15 protein-coding genes are annotated in these 16,363 nt (G+C 36.1%); 6 read left to right on the top strand and 9 right to left on the bottom strand.

The window, feature by feature from the left end; all coding sequences use genetic code 11:
• Positions 1-50: 50 nt before the first annotated feature.
• Positions 51-830 carry a DMT family transporter gene (locus J5U23_RS02295; RefSeq protein WP_218266809.1) on the bottom strand — a complete coding sequence of 260 codons (780 nt, stop codon included), beginning with the start codon at positions 828-830 and terminating at the stop codon, positions 51-53.
• Positions 831-1,287: 457 nt separating this feature from the next.
• Here J5U23_RS02295 and J5U23_RS02300 point away from each other — a divergent pair, with 457 nt between their 5' ends.
• The 4 genes from J5U23_RS02300 to J5U23_RS02315 all read left to right on the top strand — a co-directional run bounded on the left by J5U23_RS02300 (position 1,288) and on the right by J5U23_RS02315 (position 4,905).
• Positions 1,288-2,289 carry an ATP-binding cassette domain-containing protein gene (locus tag J5U23_RS02300; protein WP_218266810.1) on the top strand — a complete coding sequence of 334 codons (1,002 nt, stop codon included), beginning with the start codon at positions 1,288-1,290 and terminating at the stop codon, positions 2,287-2,289.
• A gap of 2 nt (positions 2,290-2,291) precedes the next feature.
• Positions 2,292-3,053 carry an ABC transporter permease gene (locus J5U23_RS02305; RefSeq protein WP_222149986.1) on the top strand — a complete coding sequence of 254 codons (762 nt, stop codon included), beginning with the start codon at positions 2,292-2,294 and terminating at the stop codon, positions 3,051-3,053.
• A gap of 146 nt (positions 3,054-3,199) precedes the next feature.
• Positions 3,200-3,961 (top strand): ZIP family metal transporter, encoded by a 762-nt coding sequence (locus J5U23_RS02310; RefSeq protein ID WP_218266811.1) that lies wholly within the window; start codon positions 3,200-3,202, stop codon positions 3,959-3,961.
• A gap of 35 nt (positions 3,962-3,996) precedes the next feature.
• On the top strand, positions 3,997-4,905 hold the full coding sequence (locus J5U23_RS02315; RefSeq protein ID WP_218259289.1) for a dihydrodipicolinate synthase family protein: 909 nt from the start codon (positions 3,997-3,999) through the stop codon (positions 4,903-4,905).
• Here J5U23_RS02315 and J5U23_RS02320 read toward each other — a convergent pair.
• From J5U23_RS02320 to J5U23_RS02345, 6 genes are all read right to left on the bottom strand, one after another.
• Complete coding sequence (locus tag J5U23_RS02320; protein ID WP_218266812.1) at positions 4,879-5,610, bottom strand: cyclase family protein; 732 nt, start codon at positions 5,608-5,610, stop codon at positions 4,879-4,881. The two genes, J5U23_RS02315 and J5U23_RS02320, sit on opposite strands and share 27 nt — an antisense overlap.
• Before the next feature lie 109 nt (positions 5,611-5,719).
• The gene (gene glcV / locus J5U23_RS02325; RefSeq protein WP_218266813.1) at positions 5,720-6,835 is read right to left on the bottom strand and encodes a glucose ABC transporter ATP-binding protein GlcV; all 1,116 of its coding nucleotides are present in this window, start codon (positions 6,833-6,835) and stop codon (positions 5,720-5,722) included.
• A 5-nt stretch (positions 6,836-6,840) separates the two neighbouring features.
• Positions 6,841-7,728: a glucose ABC transporter permease GlcU gene (gene glcU / locus J5U23_RS02330; RefSeq protein ID WP_218259292.1), complete on the bottom strand. Its 888-nt coding sequence runs from the start codon at positions 7,726-7,728 to the stop codon at positions 6,841-6,843.
• 6 nt (positions 7,729-7,734) lie between these two features.
• A complete protein-coding gene (glcT, locus tag J5U23_RS02335) occupies positions 7,735-8,592 on the bottom strand; it encodes a glucose ABC transporter permease GlcT (RefSeq protein ID WP_218266814.1) in 858 nt (285 codons plus the stop codon).
• Positions 8,593-8,595: 3 nt separating this feature from the next.
• Positions 8,596-10,479 carry a glucose ABC transporter substrate-binding protein GlcS gene (gene glcS / locus J5U23_RS02340; protein ID WP_218266815.1) on the bottom strand — a complete coding sequence of 628 codons (1,884 nt, stop codon included), beginning with the start codon at positions 10,477-10,479 and terminating at the stop codon, positions 8,596-8,598.
• A gap of 97 nt (positions 10,480-10,576) precedes the next feature.
• Positions 10,577-12,109, bottom strand: a complete 1,533-nt coding sequence (locus J5U23_RS02345) for an AMP-binding protein (protein ID WP_218266816.1) — start codon at positions 12,107-12,109, stop codon at positions 10,577-10,579.
• Positions 12,110-12,254: 145 nt separating this feature from the next.
• On the opposite strand from J5U23_RS02345, the gene J5U23_RS02350 reads away from it, so the two are divergent.
• The gene (locus tag J5U23_RS02350; RefSeq protein ID WP_218266817.1) at positions 12,255-12,407 is read left to right on the top strand and encodes a hypothetical protein; all 153 of its coding nucleotides are present in this window, start codon (positions 12,255-12,257) and stop codon (positions 12,405-12,407) included.
• Between the two features lie 226 nt (positions 12,408-12,633).
• Here J5U23_RS02350 and J5U23_RS02355 read toward each other — a convergent pair whose 3' ends face one another.
• Entirely contained in the window at positions 12,634-13,368 is a 735-nt protein-coding gene (locus J5U23_RS02355) for a helix-turn-helix domain-containing protein (protein WP_218266818.1), read from the bottom strand.
• A gap of 103 nt (positions 13,369-13,471) precedes the next feature.
• Between J5U23_RS02355 and J5U23_RS02360 the strand changes: the two genes are divergently transcribed.
• Positions 13,472-14,977 carry an alpha-L-fucosidase gene (locus J5U23_RS02360; protein ID WP_218266819.1) on the top strand — a complete coding sequence of 502 codons (1,506 nt, stop codon included), beginning with the start codon at positions 13,472-13,474 and terminating at the stop codon, positions 14,975-14,977.
• A gap of 707 nt (positions 14,978-15,684) precedes the next feature.
• Here J5U23_RS02360 and J5U23_RS02365 read toward each other — a convergent pair.
• Positions 15,685-16,290: an SGNH/GDSL hydrolase family protein gene (locus tag J5U23_RS02365; RefSeq protein WP_218267478.1), complete on the bottom strand. Its 606-nt coding sequence runs from the start codon at positions 16,288-16,290 to the stop codon at positions 15,685-15,687.
• Positions 16,291-16,363 lie beyond the last annotated feature (73 nt).

Consider the following 16,363-nt stretch of genomic DNA (forward strand, 5'->3'; position numbering starts at 1 on the left):
ATAATAGTTAATAAGTTTTTAATGTAACAAAATAGTCCATTGGAAGTTTTTTATTTTCTAAATGCGAAATAAATTGCTATAAGGGTTATTGCACCGCCTATTATCTCTTGAAAATTAGGTATTTGATGGAAGATTGGTATTGCTAGTAACGTTGCAACAACCGGCTCAATCAACTCGGCTGAAGTCACTAAACTTATCGGTAACTTGTTGGCAGTATATATAACAGAACCGTGACCAATCAATGTGGGAATAAAGACTAAGCCTAAGATTGAAAGTATTGAAATTAAATTTAAGTCACCTATTCCATAAAATGGTAAGATTGGTACCATGAATAACGAAGATAACAGATAAATATAGGGAACTATCGAGATGAAATCGTACTCTATTCGAGAGAGAAAAAAGGTGTATAGGGCAAAGGAAACTGCAGATAATAAAGCGAGAATATTCCCTAATAGATATCCAAAGGAAGTGCTGACGTTCATTACAACTATACCAAGTATCGCGATAAGTATAAATAGGTCTATCCTCCTTCTTAATATCATTGCGAAAATTGAGCTTGTTGAGACTAGAATAGTTGAGGCAGCTATTGTCGTATAAAATACACTAGTAACAAAAAATAACATGTGAAGTGATAGGAACAGTGAAGGTATAATGAAGTATCTTATATTAAGCCTTCTTTTTCTTTTATGAGAAAATGGTAAGAGAACTAAAGCAGCTATTGAAAACCTCATAAAAGTGATGAGAGGTGGAGTTATTGTACAGAACTTAACGAAAATAGCCGCAGTTCCAAAGGCTATACCTCCTAAAAATAAAATTATTTTATCCCTCATATTGTGAAAAATAATCAGTAGGATATTTAAGTATACTTGTAGCGGGAAGACTATAGGTAAACTATTTTTGGAAAACAATGAATGTGTTGAAAGGCTGAAGAACAATGTTGAGGAAAAATAAAAGGAGGAAAAGGTTATTAAAATTAGTTATTATAGTAAAAGTGAATGGGAGTGAGTTCTTAAACGAAGCTTATGTACGTACGGAAGCTCTAAGTAACTTCTTGATTAGAAAAACATTATACTTCCTGAGACTTTAAAGGGCTTGACTTTCTCCCTAATATGAGGAAAGGTTTTTGTGTAATTTTAGAAATGTGGTTGCCCTTTAGACTATAAGCAAGTATATTTAACAGTTAGGGATGGTAAATTATTACCAGCTAGTTGACTCTCTCAAATAAAGATGGTGAATCTTCTTTAATCTTTCAGTTAACTTTAAAGTTCCTTTCGATTACGATATCTTGTGTTTTTTAATAACTTTGCTGTTTACGTAAAAGACATGATTAAGACATATAATGGCAAAGTAAAGGCACTTAATGGAATTGACTTAGAGGTTGAATGGGGCACTGCGTTTGCCCTTCTAGGTCCTAACGGCGCAGGAAAAACAACCTTAATCAGGATATTAACAACTCAAATACCACCAAGTGGAGGTTCGGCTTATGTTGGTGGATATAATGTAACTGATGATGCAAATAAAGTTAGAAAAATAATAGGATACGTCCCTCAAGAGATAAGTGTTTGGACCGATCTCACTGCATACGATAATTTACTAATTTACAGTAAAATTTACGGTATACCATCCTCTGAAAGGAAGGAAAAAATAGAATACATTCTAGATAGGCTAGGATTATACGAGGTCAGAAAAGATCTAGTAAAAACCTTTTCTGGAGGGATGATAAGAAGGTTGGAAATAGCTTGTGCCCTTTTAACTATGCCCAAGATTTTATTTCTAGATGAACCTACGATAGGGTTAGATCCTGTCGCTAGGAAAACCGTATGGGAGGAGTTGAGGAAGTTTAAGGAGGAACACGATATGACAATATTTTTTACCACACATTATATGGATGAAGCTGATATATATTCGGATAAGATAGCGTTAATTGATAAGGGAAAGGTAGTTAAGATTGGGACTTCTGAAGAACTTAAGAGAAGTATAGGTAATGTCATTATCTCGTTTGAAGTTGAGGATACGAACTCGGAAATTTTGAACAAAATAAGATACATACCAAGCATTGAAGATGTTATAGTTAAAAATAACCAGGTTAGCGTTATCGTTAAGGATATCGATACAGTTTTGCCAAATCTGATAGATTTCATTAGAACTAATGGTGTAAAGTATAAGAGGATAGAGATAAGAGAGATAACTCTAGATGACGTCTTCATAAAGTACGTGGGGAGCAGCATAGAAGTAAGAGGGAGAACTAGCGAAGTGAGACAAACGAGAAGTAGAATTAGGGGTGCTTAAAGTTGGTTAACGTAATAAGTTATATGGCTACAATGCTTGAGCTAGAATTAAGGAAATTAAAGAACGATAGAATGGAGCTATATACTAGAGCAATACAACCAATGCTGTGGTTAGCACTTTATGGTACGGTAATAAGCAGAATTAGGGCAATACCAACTGGTGGAATACCTTATATTGATTACATAACTCCTGCAATAATCATACAGTCTTCAACCTTCATTTCAATATTTTATGGTTTAACCTTGGTTTGGGAGAGGGAATCTGGAATACTGAAAAAGCTAATAACTACTCCATTGCCTAGGTATTCCATAGTCATAGGCAGATCTTTCGCGTCTGGGGTAAGAAGTCTATTCCAGATACTAATCATAACAATAATAGCACTACTTCTTGGTGTCAAATTCTACAACGTGTTTTACTTCATTATAGCCTCACTGATTATATTTTTCGTGTCCAGTGGCTTTGCTTCGCTATCAGTTGTAATAGCCTCTTTCATGAAAACCAGGGAGAGATTTATGGGAATAGGGCAAGCAATTACTATGCCCTTATTCTTTGCTAGTAATGGACTGTATCCCGTAGAACTAATGCCGAATATACTCCAATATATTGCCTTAGGTAATCCATTAACTTATATTATAGATATTTGTAGGAGGCTAATGATAACTGGTAACACGGACAGCATATTAGGCGATCTTATAGCCATTTTAATATTTAATGTATCAATGTACTTCTTAGCATCAATTAGGTTTAAGAAGATTATAGAGTGATTTTTGTCAGATAATTTAAGATATTATTGGAATGTTAAATTCTTTATAAGATAAATACAGAGATTGATAGTCTATTTAATCTATATAATTGATATGATAGATAAGCTTATAAGTTTCTTTATCCAATTACGACATGGCGAAAAGAAATGAATTACTTCCCAATCCTTCTAGGACTAATAGCAGGAGGTACAGTCGCCATAGGGGCAATAATAATATCCAAAGGGAAATTCAGCAAAACGACAATTGGATATCTAGGAGCGTTTACTGGAGGAATACTTTCATACTTAGCATTGGATACTGGTTCGGAAGCTGAAGAAATAGTTACCAATTTCTTATCGGCAAAAGATTACTCAGCTTTCACTATTGCGTTAATCTTAACTTCAGTAGGACTTCTAGGAACATGGTTGCTCTTAAGCCTTCTAGAGAAAAACCCAAGTGGTGAAGGATTGCCGGTTGTTGTGGCTAGCGCTCTAGGATTTCACAACATAGGTGAAGGATTTGCCATAGCCGCAGCGTTATTATCGGGATCAGTAGCTGCAGCGTGGGCTTTTACGATAGGATTCGCTGTTCACAACGCGACTGAGGGATTTGCCATATCATCACCAGCAGTAATGTCGAAAAGAGTAATGGGGCTGAAGGTTCTAATACCACTATCTCTACTTGCTGGTTTACCTACTACATTAGGAGCCTCAATATACTATCTTGGAATTTCAAACGAAATATTCTTAGCATTTCTTAACGTAATTGCCTCCGCTTCCCTAGTATTTGTTATGATTAGGATTAACATAAACGCATCATCACTACTAGGTGGATTTAAGGCTAGGTTCTGGACTTGGTTATTCATAGGTATAGCGACCACTTACGGACTTGAGGTGTTGTTGGACATATTAGGAGGAGCGACTTTCTAATCAAAATATTAAAGCCATGTAGCGTGTATTTATTTATGAGATTAGAAGGTGTAGTAGTTCCATTAATTACACCCTTTTTAGAGGACTATTCAATAGATAAGGAAGGTCTTAAATGGTTAGTATCTTACTTAAGTGAAAATGGAGTTAATGGAATATTTGTAAATTCAAGTGTAGGTGAGTTCGCAAGCTTAACTATAGACGAAATGAAACTCGTGGCAAAGATAGTATTGGATTCTAGAAAAAGTGACAGTACCCTAATTTTCGCTGGAGCTTCTACGAACTTCACTGAAGAAACCATAAAGTTGGCTAAGGATTTTAAGGATATGGGCGTTGACGCCATAGTAGTAATGGCCCCATATTTCTTTAAGGTAAGAGAAAAAGAGTTGTTAAACCACTTTTCCATGATAGCTGAGAAAGTTGATCTTCCTATCATTATATACAATATACCCCTCTTTACCGGAATCGACATACCGATCTCAGTGTACAAGACGTTAGTATCTCAACACTCCAATATAATTGGAACTAAAGTAACCCTAGACAGCCTAATTTTCTTCAAGAGGTTGATCAGTGAAGTAAGAGAAATTAGAAAGGACTTTTCAATACTTACAGGGTTTGATGAGTACTTGTTACCACTTCTATACATGGGTGGTAATGGTGGAGTGATGGGACTAGCCAATGCCATACCAAAGCTCCATTCGAGAGTGTACGAAAGCTGGAAAAATGGTAATCTCTCAGACGCTAATAAATATTGGATTGATGTACTAAATCTAACTGACATCTACGACTACTGCAACTCGTATACTGCGTCTATAAAACTACTACTTAAAGTACTAAATATGCCGATAAAAAACGTAGTAAGGCCACCTTTAACAATATGTGAAGAAGAGAGCAAAATACGGGAGAGAATAAAAGACCTCTCACTTTTTCTCACAAATAGCAAATAACCTAGTTGGTCCTCCCTCGGCACCATCTATTTTTAGGGGTGCATAGAAGAATAACGCTTCACCATTTTTACACTCTTCTAACACTTTCCTCATATTGTTTACGCTTTCCATTATTATTATTCCATTACTAAGCAACTTGTGATGTACGTAAACTACTTCATCCCAGTTTGTTCTAGGAGGATATTCCTTCCCAGCCCAACCAGCAATGCTCATACTTTCTATCCCCACAGCCCTTATCTTCTTACTCACTAAGTAATCAGCACCACTTGAATCCAGATAAGGCCAATTATATAAGAAATCCTCTTTACCTCTCGTTGAAGAGAAACCAGTGTAAAGCATTACAACGAAATTCTCCTTTATCTTTTCGTCAAACTTCTTTAGATCATTGCTAGTTATTGGTTCTCCTAGCTTCTTATATCTTAAATCTAGTACAGTACCATATCCTGTGAATTTAATCAAGTCGAATTTTTCAATGCTATCCCCGTTGGGTACGAAATGTAAGGGAAGGTCTATGTGAGTTCCAGAATGTAGGCCCATGTAGACTGTTGAAAGTGTAACTTCACCATATTTATTACCTTTCCTAAAGTACTCGTGTTTAAATGGCGGATCCCCAATATACGTCTGCATCCCGTTAAACATGTCGTAAGTCATATCTATTACTAATAACTCGCCCTTTAGCATTTGATCGAATAACTCCTTAATCATATTTGGAAAGTAAGCCATTACTATAATAACGTTTTCGCTAATCTGTTAACAGAAACTATAAGGGAACATAATAATTCAAATAGGGATCATATACAAATGAAAGGAAAAATCACTTTATGATTTGTGTCTTACTGGTAAGCAGATTATTTCCATTTTGATCGAATATTTTCATTTTCCCTACTTTAATTAATAGATGAGTTTCAATTCCAGTTTCCAATGGTTCTTCCGCATCAACTATTATATCTATGTTTTCGTCAGCGGCAGGAGATACCACTATCTTAAATATACCCGCACCGTAGCTTACCAACTTTACTTTTACAATACCAGCGTCTACATATTTATCTAGTAAAGTGTCGGAAAGCGTTAAATCATCTGGTCTTATTCCTATAACTAAATTGCTCATTCCTTTTAGTTCCACATTATTTAGAGGTATTTTTAGGTTACCTAATATTGCAGTATTTTCTATCACCTTAGCTTGTAGCAAGTTAATTTCACCGGTTAGTCTAGCTATTAGATCAGTTGCAGGATATTCATATATCTCAGTTGGACTACCTATTTGAGCGAATTTTCCATGAACAATGACTCCAGCCTTATTCGCTATTGCAAATATGTCTGCTGGATCATGAGATACTATTAACGTAGTTAACTTCCTTTCTCTTTGTATCTTCCTCACTAGAGCTCTAGCACTTTCCCTAATCTGTGCATCGAGATTGCTGAATGGCTCATCTAATAGAAGAACCTTAGGGTCTTTTACTAAAGCTCTAGCTATTGCAGTTCTCTGCATTTGACCTCCAGAGAGTTCCTTCGGGTACCTATTCAAAACACCAGATAAACCTAATTCCTCAGCAACTTCCTTAACCTTGCTTTCTATCTTATCTTTAGGAACCTTAGCTAGCTTTAAAGGAAATGCTATATTATCGAAAACAGTCATATTGGGGTACAGAGCCCAATTCTGAAAAACCATTGCAATACCTCTTTTCTCTGGGCTCATGACGACCCTACGTGGAGACGATACTACATCATTATCAAAATATATATAACCGCTGGTCGGTTCCTCTAACCCTGCTATCAACCTTAGAAACGTAGTCTTTCCATGACCGCTTGGTCCTAAAACGCCAAAAGACATACCTGACTCTATTTGTATTGAGATATTGTCAACTGCTTTTACCTCTGTTTTACCTTTTTTAAATATTTTTGTTAAATTTTCTACTCTAATTGTGGTCATTTTCTTTACACCCCTTTAGCTCCTCCACCTAATGCTGCTAATCCACGTATAAAATATCTTCCAAGAAATATAAATATTATCAACGGTATTAAGGAAGAAATAACTCCAGCTGCAAACGACCTATTGTAAATTAATGCGTATGCCGCAGTATAGAATCTGGCAGCTACTGGTAACATTAACATGTTTGGCGTATTTGTAAGTATTAAAGGTATGAAGAACTCATTCCAAATCTGTAGGAAAACGAATATTAGAGTTGATAGAAACCCAGGGAATATTAGTGGAAAAACTACTCTCCACAAGATTGTCCAATCTCCGGCTCCATCCATCCTAGCGGATTCTATTAAGTACTTGGGAACTACTGGAATAAATATTGACATTAATAGTGCAGATGTCGGTACATAGAATATTAGCATAGCGAATATTAACCCTATGTAAGTATTGTAAACATTTAGTGAGGTCTCTAACTCAATCAGTGGAAATGTAACTGTTTCTATAGGCAAGAATGTCGCTAAAGCTATAATGGAAAATAAGCTATTGCTTAATATTTCGTGTTTCTCACTAAGTATGAAGAAGAAATAAGCAGTCATTGTCCCTATTATCACTGATAGTAGCACGGATGGTATGGCTACAAGCAAGTATCTCAACATTGTTGGTTCCAGTCCAGGAATAGTTGCATATCCAAACCAGGCAAATGCATAAGCGTCGAGCGATGGTTTAGAAGGTGGAAGGAGTATTGGAGTACTAGCCGCTTCCAAATTAGACTTCAATCCTCCTAAAATCATAGCGTACAACGGAACTAACCACATGATAACGAGTATTCCAGCAACTATTTCCAATAATGCATATTTAATTGAATTTATTATATAATTTCCCCTACTCACGGATCTTTCCATCTTACCTCACCTCCTAAACACCCATTTCTTCAATCCGAGTATTGCGTAGGGAATAATCACTATTGCTGCAATTAATGCCACTAGGGAAGATAATGCTGAGGATAAAGAGAAATACTCAGTACTAAACAAAATATAAATGTACTCTACGAGACTCATCATATTCGGGTTTGTGGGCCCTCCTATAGTAAACGGTACGGTAAATATTCTAAAGGAAAATAAAAATAGTAGGGCTGTAGATACTATAAACCCGTTCATTGAGTTTGGTAATATGATCCTAAATAATAAATAAAGGTTATTTGCGCCATCAATTTTGGCTGCCTCTATAATTGATTTATCCACGCTCATAAACGAAGCAAGGAAGAATAGGACCGCTAAACCAGTGTATGCCCACGTCTCTATAATTATCATTCCAGCGTAAATAGTGGGTTGGGTAGTTAGCCAAATTATATTTGGAAAATGAAATACTTTTAAGATCAAGTTAATGCCTGTTTGTGGATTAAATAACCACTGCCAAGCGATCGCATAAGTAGAGGAAGGGACTGCTAAGGGATATAGAAATACAGATAAGTAAATAGCCCTTCTTGTATTACTCTTTATAAAATACAAAATTCCAGCTCCCAATATTCCTAATATATTACCTATTGCAACAGCTGCTATAGTGTATACAATTGTATGAGTAACGGCTAAATTAAAAAAATATTCTGAAAACAAAGTTTGATAAGTACTTAACCCTGCAAAAGTAGGACGTAAATTAAATAATGACCAGTTCAAAAGTGAGAAGTAAACATTGAGAGCTAATAAGTATATCAAAAAAGCGGCAAATATAAGGCCTGGTATAGACATTAGGATAGCTCCTTTTCTCATAATTCACACACCTAAGTATAAATCAGAATTCAAGGTTAAAAATTTAGATAAAAATATATTGGAAAAAAAGTTTATCTTATTTATAAACGAATTTACAAGAGGTTTATATCTAGTTTGATCTAGATAAATCATTAGTAAAACTAGCAATGGGTAAGGTAGCAAATTTATGCCGTTGATAATGTAATAGTTTACATTACTAGCCCTGTTGATAGTTTGCTGTTGCCCAAGTTTCTTTAAGTATGGTAGTAGGTAGTGAGGTGGTGTCAGCAAGAATGATGGAGTATAGCTTGAGTTATATGCATAAGTATTTGGATTAACCCATGGTGGTAAATAATTACCAAATGGATTTCCTCTTTGTCCCACAAAGCCGAAACCGTCTTTCGCAGCTATTTGCCATTCGTGGAACGTCATATTTTCAGCTTTGAAGAGTGCTGCGTTAAAGGTAGGAACATATGATGAGCCTTGCTCTTGTAAGTTCAATTCTTGTGCTATGAGGAAGTAGAATACATCATCAAATAGTGTCCCATCAGCAAATGCCCATGTAAAGTTCTGAGCAGGGGTATTTAACAAGGCCTGATAATCATACCACTGCATTGGAGTAGAATAATAATCGGTTGCATTAGCCCATACTGATACACCCTTATAGTATGTCCATATTTTCTGTCCTTCATACGAAGTCCAGAATTTTGCGAAGTTTATAGCAGCTTGTTCCTGTGGATTATTAACAGTAGGTATTGCAACAGAGTCCATATCTATAACGTAAATACCTTGTGTACCAGGGAATGGCATTGCCATTAATGTAATATTGGACCAGTTTAGATAGGGCTGTGTTGCAGGATAAGTAGTAGTATTGTACCATATGGCTGCATATTCAGCAAGCCAATTACCACCAGCCTCGAATACAGTCTGTCCCTTTATTACTAATGCTAAAGCAGACCATATAGATTGACTTTGCCAACTTGGAATCACAGCGTTTTGACCTACAAACTGTAGGAATACATTATCAGTTTCATTAATGATCTTTTGGACTGTTACGTTATTCAAGTTAAGCACTCCATACATCAACTCATTTGATAATTTAGCAGCCCCAGCAGCTCCGTAGTATTGCGCAGCTACAGATAGGAATATTGCAAACCACAAATGTAATTGTTCGTATCCACCTTCAGCACCAGACATTGCCCATGGATTAATTCCGTGTGCTTCTAATTGTTGAGTATCGTAAATTAGTAAACTTAAATTGGTGGGTATTGGTAAGTTGTACTTCTTAAGGATTTGAGGATTGAAGTACAATTCCTCTGCTCTGTGCACGTTGGTTGGAGAGCCGAATATTGTACCATTATAGGATATAGCCATAAGCGCTTCCGTAACACCCTTCTGGAATAGTCCTTCTTGGGCCAACAGTGGTGTCATATTATATAAATCGTGAGGATTAGGTAGTAGCTCCACATATGAAAGTACTTCAGGACCTCCATGAGCCCAAAATATACCTTGTAATTTACCAGCTTCAATATCGTTAATTACAACATATCTCTCCTCTACACCACTAGCTCCCGGTAATGATGTGAATTGCACTGAATAACCAGGGTAGTAAATTGAGAAGTTTCCTCCAATCCATTTTAGTCCTACAGGGTCTTCAGCACCCCATGGATTTATAAAGTCTACCACATTTGACAAAGCAGTAGTTGTTGTAGAAGAGGAAGATAAAGTAGAGGTTGTAGAAGGAGTTGTCACTGAAGTTAGTGAGCTTGTAGTGGTACTAGTAGGTGTGGGCTTACTAGAACTGTAGTATGCAGCCAAACCTCCAGCAATCGCAGCAATTACAATAACTACTACAATTATTATTATTGCAGTTCTGGAGATTGCCTTATATATTTTACGCTTTGACATACTCTCTAATATCTTTGTGATCCTTAAGTATTTTATAAATACCATGCCTAACTTGTTTAGCATTTATAAAAAGGTCAAATTTAGATTGTTCCAGAATCTACATTTCACCTCTAAACGCTCTTCTCATAATCTTCCCAGAGGGAGTTTTAGGAATATCATTTACAAACCTAATCTGTCTGGGAACCTTATATGAGGCTAAATGTAATCTACAATACTTTATTATATCCTCAGCCAAGGCTTCTGAAGGTGAGTATTCTCTCTTCAACTTCACGTAAGCAACAACGTTTTCTCCCCTATACTCATCTGGTACTCCAACTACTACTGCCTCATCCACAGCGTAATGTTGATATAACACTTCCTCAACCTCCCTAGGCATTACTTTAAAGCCAGAGGCGTTTATTATATCCTTCTTCCTATCGATGATGTAAACCCATCCATTTACTATCTTCCCTATATCCCCAGTTGGTAACCATCCATCCTTAAATTCCCCTATCTTCCAATACCCCTTAACTACTTGTGGTCCCCTGACTAATATCTCCCCATCCTCCCCTATCATCACCTCAGTATTATACACTGGAACTCCAGAACTCACAATACCGTATTCTTGCTCAACTGGTAAATTACCATCATAGGGATATGGCCATAATGTAGCAGGGGAAGTAGTTTCCGTTAAACCCCAGGCCATATAAATCCAATCCCCAACTCTCTTTCTCCACTCTTCCTCTATAGCCTTTGGCATTGCCATTCCTCCAGATGACCACAGTCTCATACTTGACAAATCTTGCTTATCTAACGCGTTAAGCATAGCCATATATGCAGTTGCGACAGCCATTGTCAAAGTTGTTTTACTCTCCTCAACGGTTCCAAGCGAAAGATCTGAATCAAACCTAAATGACGTGTGAATTGATGAACCAGAGAGGATTGAAGTGGTAATGTGGAATATTTGCCCCGTTATATGGAAAAATGGGGCTATTCCTAAAACCCTATCATTCTCATTAAATCTGAACCACTCTCTATAGATGTACGAGGATGCGTATATGTTGGAATGGGTTATGGGAACTCCCTTGGGTCTTCCAGTGGTTCCAGAAGTGTAAACTAAAAGGGCTAGATCGTTAACGCCAGGGCTAGCGTCACTATATATTCTTTTACTACTCTTTAAGTTCAATTCCTCCTCACAATCGTCAATAATCCTCCACTTTTCCCTATATTCTGAAGGTATTTCGTGAAAAGTATTTGGGTTAGTGGTTATAGTTTGAATTAGGTTCTTTAACTTTGACTCGCATGAGGCTATTGCAATCTTAGTATTTGAATCAGATATTAGGTACCTTAGTTCGTTTTCAGTATAAGAAGGATTTATCGGCAATACTATTCCTCCTAATTTCCAAATGGCGTATTCAACTATGATGAACTGAGGAACGTTTTGTGTTGAAAGTATTACCACATCTCCTTTCTTAACGTATTCGGATAATTGAGAGGCTACAGAGTTGACCATAATTCCCAGTTGTTCAAACGTTACTTTAGTGCCAAAATAATCAATGGCAACCTTATCCTTAAACTCATTTACGCTCTCCTCTAATACTTCAACTTGTGTCTTTGGCTCCCAACTTTTCTTTTCTCCACTTGCTATCATTAAGTGTTTTTTATTAGCTTATGGTAATTAAGTTTCCCCTTTATCTGTATACAATAATCATAGATAATGCATAATTTCCAAGATAAATCTAACTATTATAAGTAAAGCATTCTGTTTATAGAATTCTTAGTATGTAATTTTACTTATGAGTAAGAGAGGAGAAGAAGATGTGTACATGAAGGGTATCGGTTTTGAAATAATAGGAGTTAGGCCAATACCCAAAAGTGCCAGATATATGACTCCCTCGAAAATCTTCATTTTCTGGGCGATGGCGAGTGCGTGTTTACCCGTGGCTTAACTTATGCTTACCTTTAATTGCTTCTAATTCCACCGGCACTCCTCTTAGGGGATCATATACAGTCACCCTTAACTCATTGGGGTTAGTCGAGGGAAACACCTACTAATTATAGATTATGCTGAAGCAGGGCATATCATAGGAAGTAATAAGCCAAATGCGACGATTGTATATGAAATTCATTACGATAAATTCATGAAGATGCTCCTACACGCCCTAAGTTGATTACTTATATCAAATCAGAAATCTTTTTGAGTATATTTCTCAAAGAAAGGGACACACTCATCTTACTAACTCCCAATTGATCTGCTAGCTCTTGAGAGTTCCTATCTCTAGGCACTTTAAAATAACCTAACTCCCTTGCCTTTCTCAATAGCATTCTCTCCTTTTCAGTTAGAAGCATTTCCAACGAGTTCCTACTTATTACTTTGAATATTATTTCCTCATTAACGTCCTTCTCCACAAAGTTGATAATTTTTACCCTGTCATCCTTCATTATGGCGTCTACAACTAAAGTCTTAACGTCTCTTGGTACTATAACGTCGTAGATCTCCTTACCATCTCGTATGCTAGTCCCAATTATAGAAGTACCCTTAGCTCTCAGTTTACTTATTATCGTATTCTCAGCCTCTTGTAACATCGATATTAAATAGATTGAATACTTATTATTATCACTGACAATCTCTGATATATCAAAGTCTATAATACTCCTATCCTTAATCATAATGTTCTTAATCTGCCCTTTAATATTTTCTTTACTTCCTCTAATTATAGCTATCCTACTTGCCTTAAGTATATCAAAACTGGAGTACTCAATGTTAATCAACGTATCAATGTAATTTCCACTTGTGAGCTCCGACCAGCACCCATGGTGCGAAACCACCACGTTAATGTACTTATGGCTCACAAGTTCATACTTTTTTAAAAGTTTAAAAGCTTTCCAATTATACCTTAGTGAAAGCATTTTCCCAAAACTGCTTTTCCATAAAAGACATTATCAGCTAAACGGTAATCAACTTAAGAAAAGTTTAAGTATACCTCCTTTAATCAATAGGTAGGTCAGTTAAATGCCACGAAATTCTTACGAAATTCTGAAATCACTTCCAGTACCATCTAAAGGTCCTTTTAAACCTACTTGGAGTTCATTAAAAAAGTATAGAATTCCAACATGGTTTGCTAACTCTAAATTCGGTATTTTCATCCATTGGGGAGTGTACTCAGTACCAGCATATGCTAACGAATGGTACCCCAGATATATGTACATGCCAGATAGGTCAGAACACCAATACCACCTAAAAAACTTCGGCCCAGTAACTGATTTCGGATATAAGGATTTCATACCAATGTTTTCTGCAGAGAATTGGGATCCATATGAGTGGGCTAAGCTCTTTAAGAAAAGTGGGGCTAAGTTCGTAGTCCTCGTCGCGGAACATCACGATGGATTTGCACTGTGGGAATCAAATTACACTAGGTGGTGTGCAACCAAGATTGGACCTAAAAGGGACATTGTTAGAGAACTTAGGGAAGCTGTTGAAGGTCAAGGACTAATATTTGGCATTTCATATCATAGGGCTGAGCACTGGTGGTTTTTCGATCAAGGGATGAAAATAGAGTCTGACGTAAGGGACCCAAAATATTTCGATTTATACGGCCCGGCTCAGCCTGCTTCCCTAAATCCTAGAGATCCACCATCAAAGGATAATGCACCACCAGATGATGAGTTTCTAATGGATTGGTTGCTTAGAATTATTGAGGCTGTTGAGAAGTATAGGCCATGGCTAGTCTATTTCGATTGGTGGATTGCCAATCCCTCTTTCCAACCATACTTGAAAGCTTTTGCGTCTTATTACTATAATAGGTCATATAAATGGGGAATAGAACCCGTAATAATTTTCAAGCAAGGTGCATTTGAGGAAGGTACAGCCATACCGGATTTAGCTGAAAGGGGAACAATAAAGAATGTATATCCTTCCACATGGCTAGCTGACACTTCTATAGACTACAAATCCTGGGGTTACATCAAGGATGCTGAATACAAGTCACCTAGTTTTATATTATCCCATTTAGGTGATGTTGCTAGTAAAAATGGAGTTTTTCTCTTGAATATAGGACCTAAAGCTGACGGTACGATACCAGAAGAGGCTAAGAGAATTCTACTAGACGTTGGGGATTGGCTAAATGTAAATGGCGAGGCGATTTTCGGATCAAAACCGTGGAGAGTTTACGGAGAAGGCCCTTCGGAAATTAATGACGGGGGATTCTTTACAGAGAGGAAAATTGTTTTAGGTGATCAAGATGTGAGATACATTGTGAAAGACTATTATCCGCGACAGAGGCATATTTACGCTATTATCTTCGGAAAGCCTAAGGAAATTACGTTAAGGTCGTTTATGAAAAATCTAAAGCTAACAGAAGAAGGTGTAATAGTAGATGTAAGCAGACTGGATGGGAAAGGTAAGCTAGAGTGGGGTTTAAGTGATGAAGGTTTAAAGATAAAAATAGAGGAAGTTACAAGGGCTCCTCTTGTTATAAGGGTTATCCTAGATTATAGATTAGGTAGCTCTATTCAGTAGTATATTATTGGGTTACAATTTACTATTGCTTAGTATTTAATAGGCTTCAAATCTTTTTGCCAGAGAGAACTATTCATGGTATAGCGAGAACTTTAAAAGTATGTATTCAAATTGTATCGTGTTAAGTGAATTCGTAGAGAAGTTGAATAATGTTTGTAAAAATAGTCTACAAGAATACCCTTCCTTATGAAAAAGAATTAGCATATCATCACACGAAAATACATTATTGTTAATAGTTACGGGCTTGAGATTAAAAATATTTATTCATTTGATTTTTCGGGTTTAAATAGCGGTATTAACCTATAAAAATATCTAGTAAAATTTAAACATGACAGAGTACTTTATATAGTTAAATTTAATTTAAGTTAAAATTCAGTTATTTCATATCGATAAGTTTCCCTTTTTAATTTTAATTATATACTTCTTAGTATCATGAATTATGAGTATCACATATCTTTATGCGATTCCTTTTATCTATGTTCTTAATTGTTAGTATTAAATATATCTAAAATATCTAACTTGTTTTAATGTATAGGAGGTTAGTAAAAGTTTTTAAAAATAGCAAAAATCTGAATATATCTTCTTAATACTTAGAATCATTTTCTATTCTTATAATTTCCTAACATTGATACTTCTGTTATTTCCTGTTCCTCAAGTATAACAATCTTTTCTGGAATCACCTTAAATGATTTGTAATTATAAATGAATCATATTTCCAATACCTCAAGCAGCTTTAAGGCAATTACCATGTGTCCTGTGAAATTTGGATGAACTGGTTCTGGTGCGTAGACGTTAGGTTCCCTTATATTAACCAGTTTTTTAAAAGTGTCATGAAGGTCAATATAAGCTACAGAGAACTCGTTAGATAGTAATCTAACTTTCTCTATATATTGAGGTAATAGTTCCAGTACCTTAGCCCTAAATCTACCCTCAAGTTTATTCCTACTGATATAAAATGGGGTCATTAAAATAAAATTCACGTTGTCAAGCACCTTTCTAGTATATGTTAGTAGACGTCTCAAGTTTTCATAGTAGTTTTCAGGGTTAAATGTCGTTAAGCCACCTAGAAACTTATGGAGGTCATTTATACCAATTAAAATCGATATCCAATTAGGTTTATAACTTAGCACATCATCGTCCCATCTATCTATGAGGTCGATTACAGTATTTCCACTTATACCAGAATTTATAACAGTAATTTTCGTCTCTGGATGTTTAGCCAACATAAGATTATAAAAGAGATTGACATACCCATACCCTAAAGGAGCGTTGTTTGTCTTCCCACTATCGGTTATACTATCTCCAGCAAACACTATAACGTCTCCATTACTTAACCGCAAGATAGATCATTTATGGTATGATATAGGGTTAGTATATAAATCTATT

It is taken from the genome of Saccharolobus shibatae B12 (assembly GCF_019175345.1).
Lineage (GTDB): Archaea > Thermoproteota > Thermoprotei_A > Sulfolobales > Sulfolobaceae > Saccharolobus > Saccharolobus shibatae.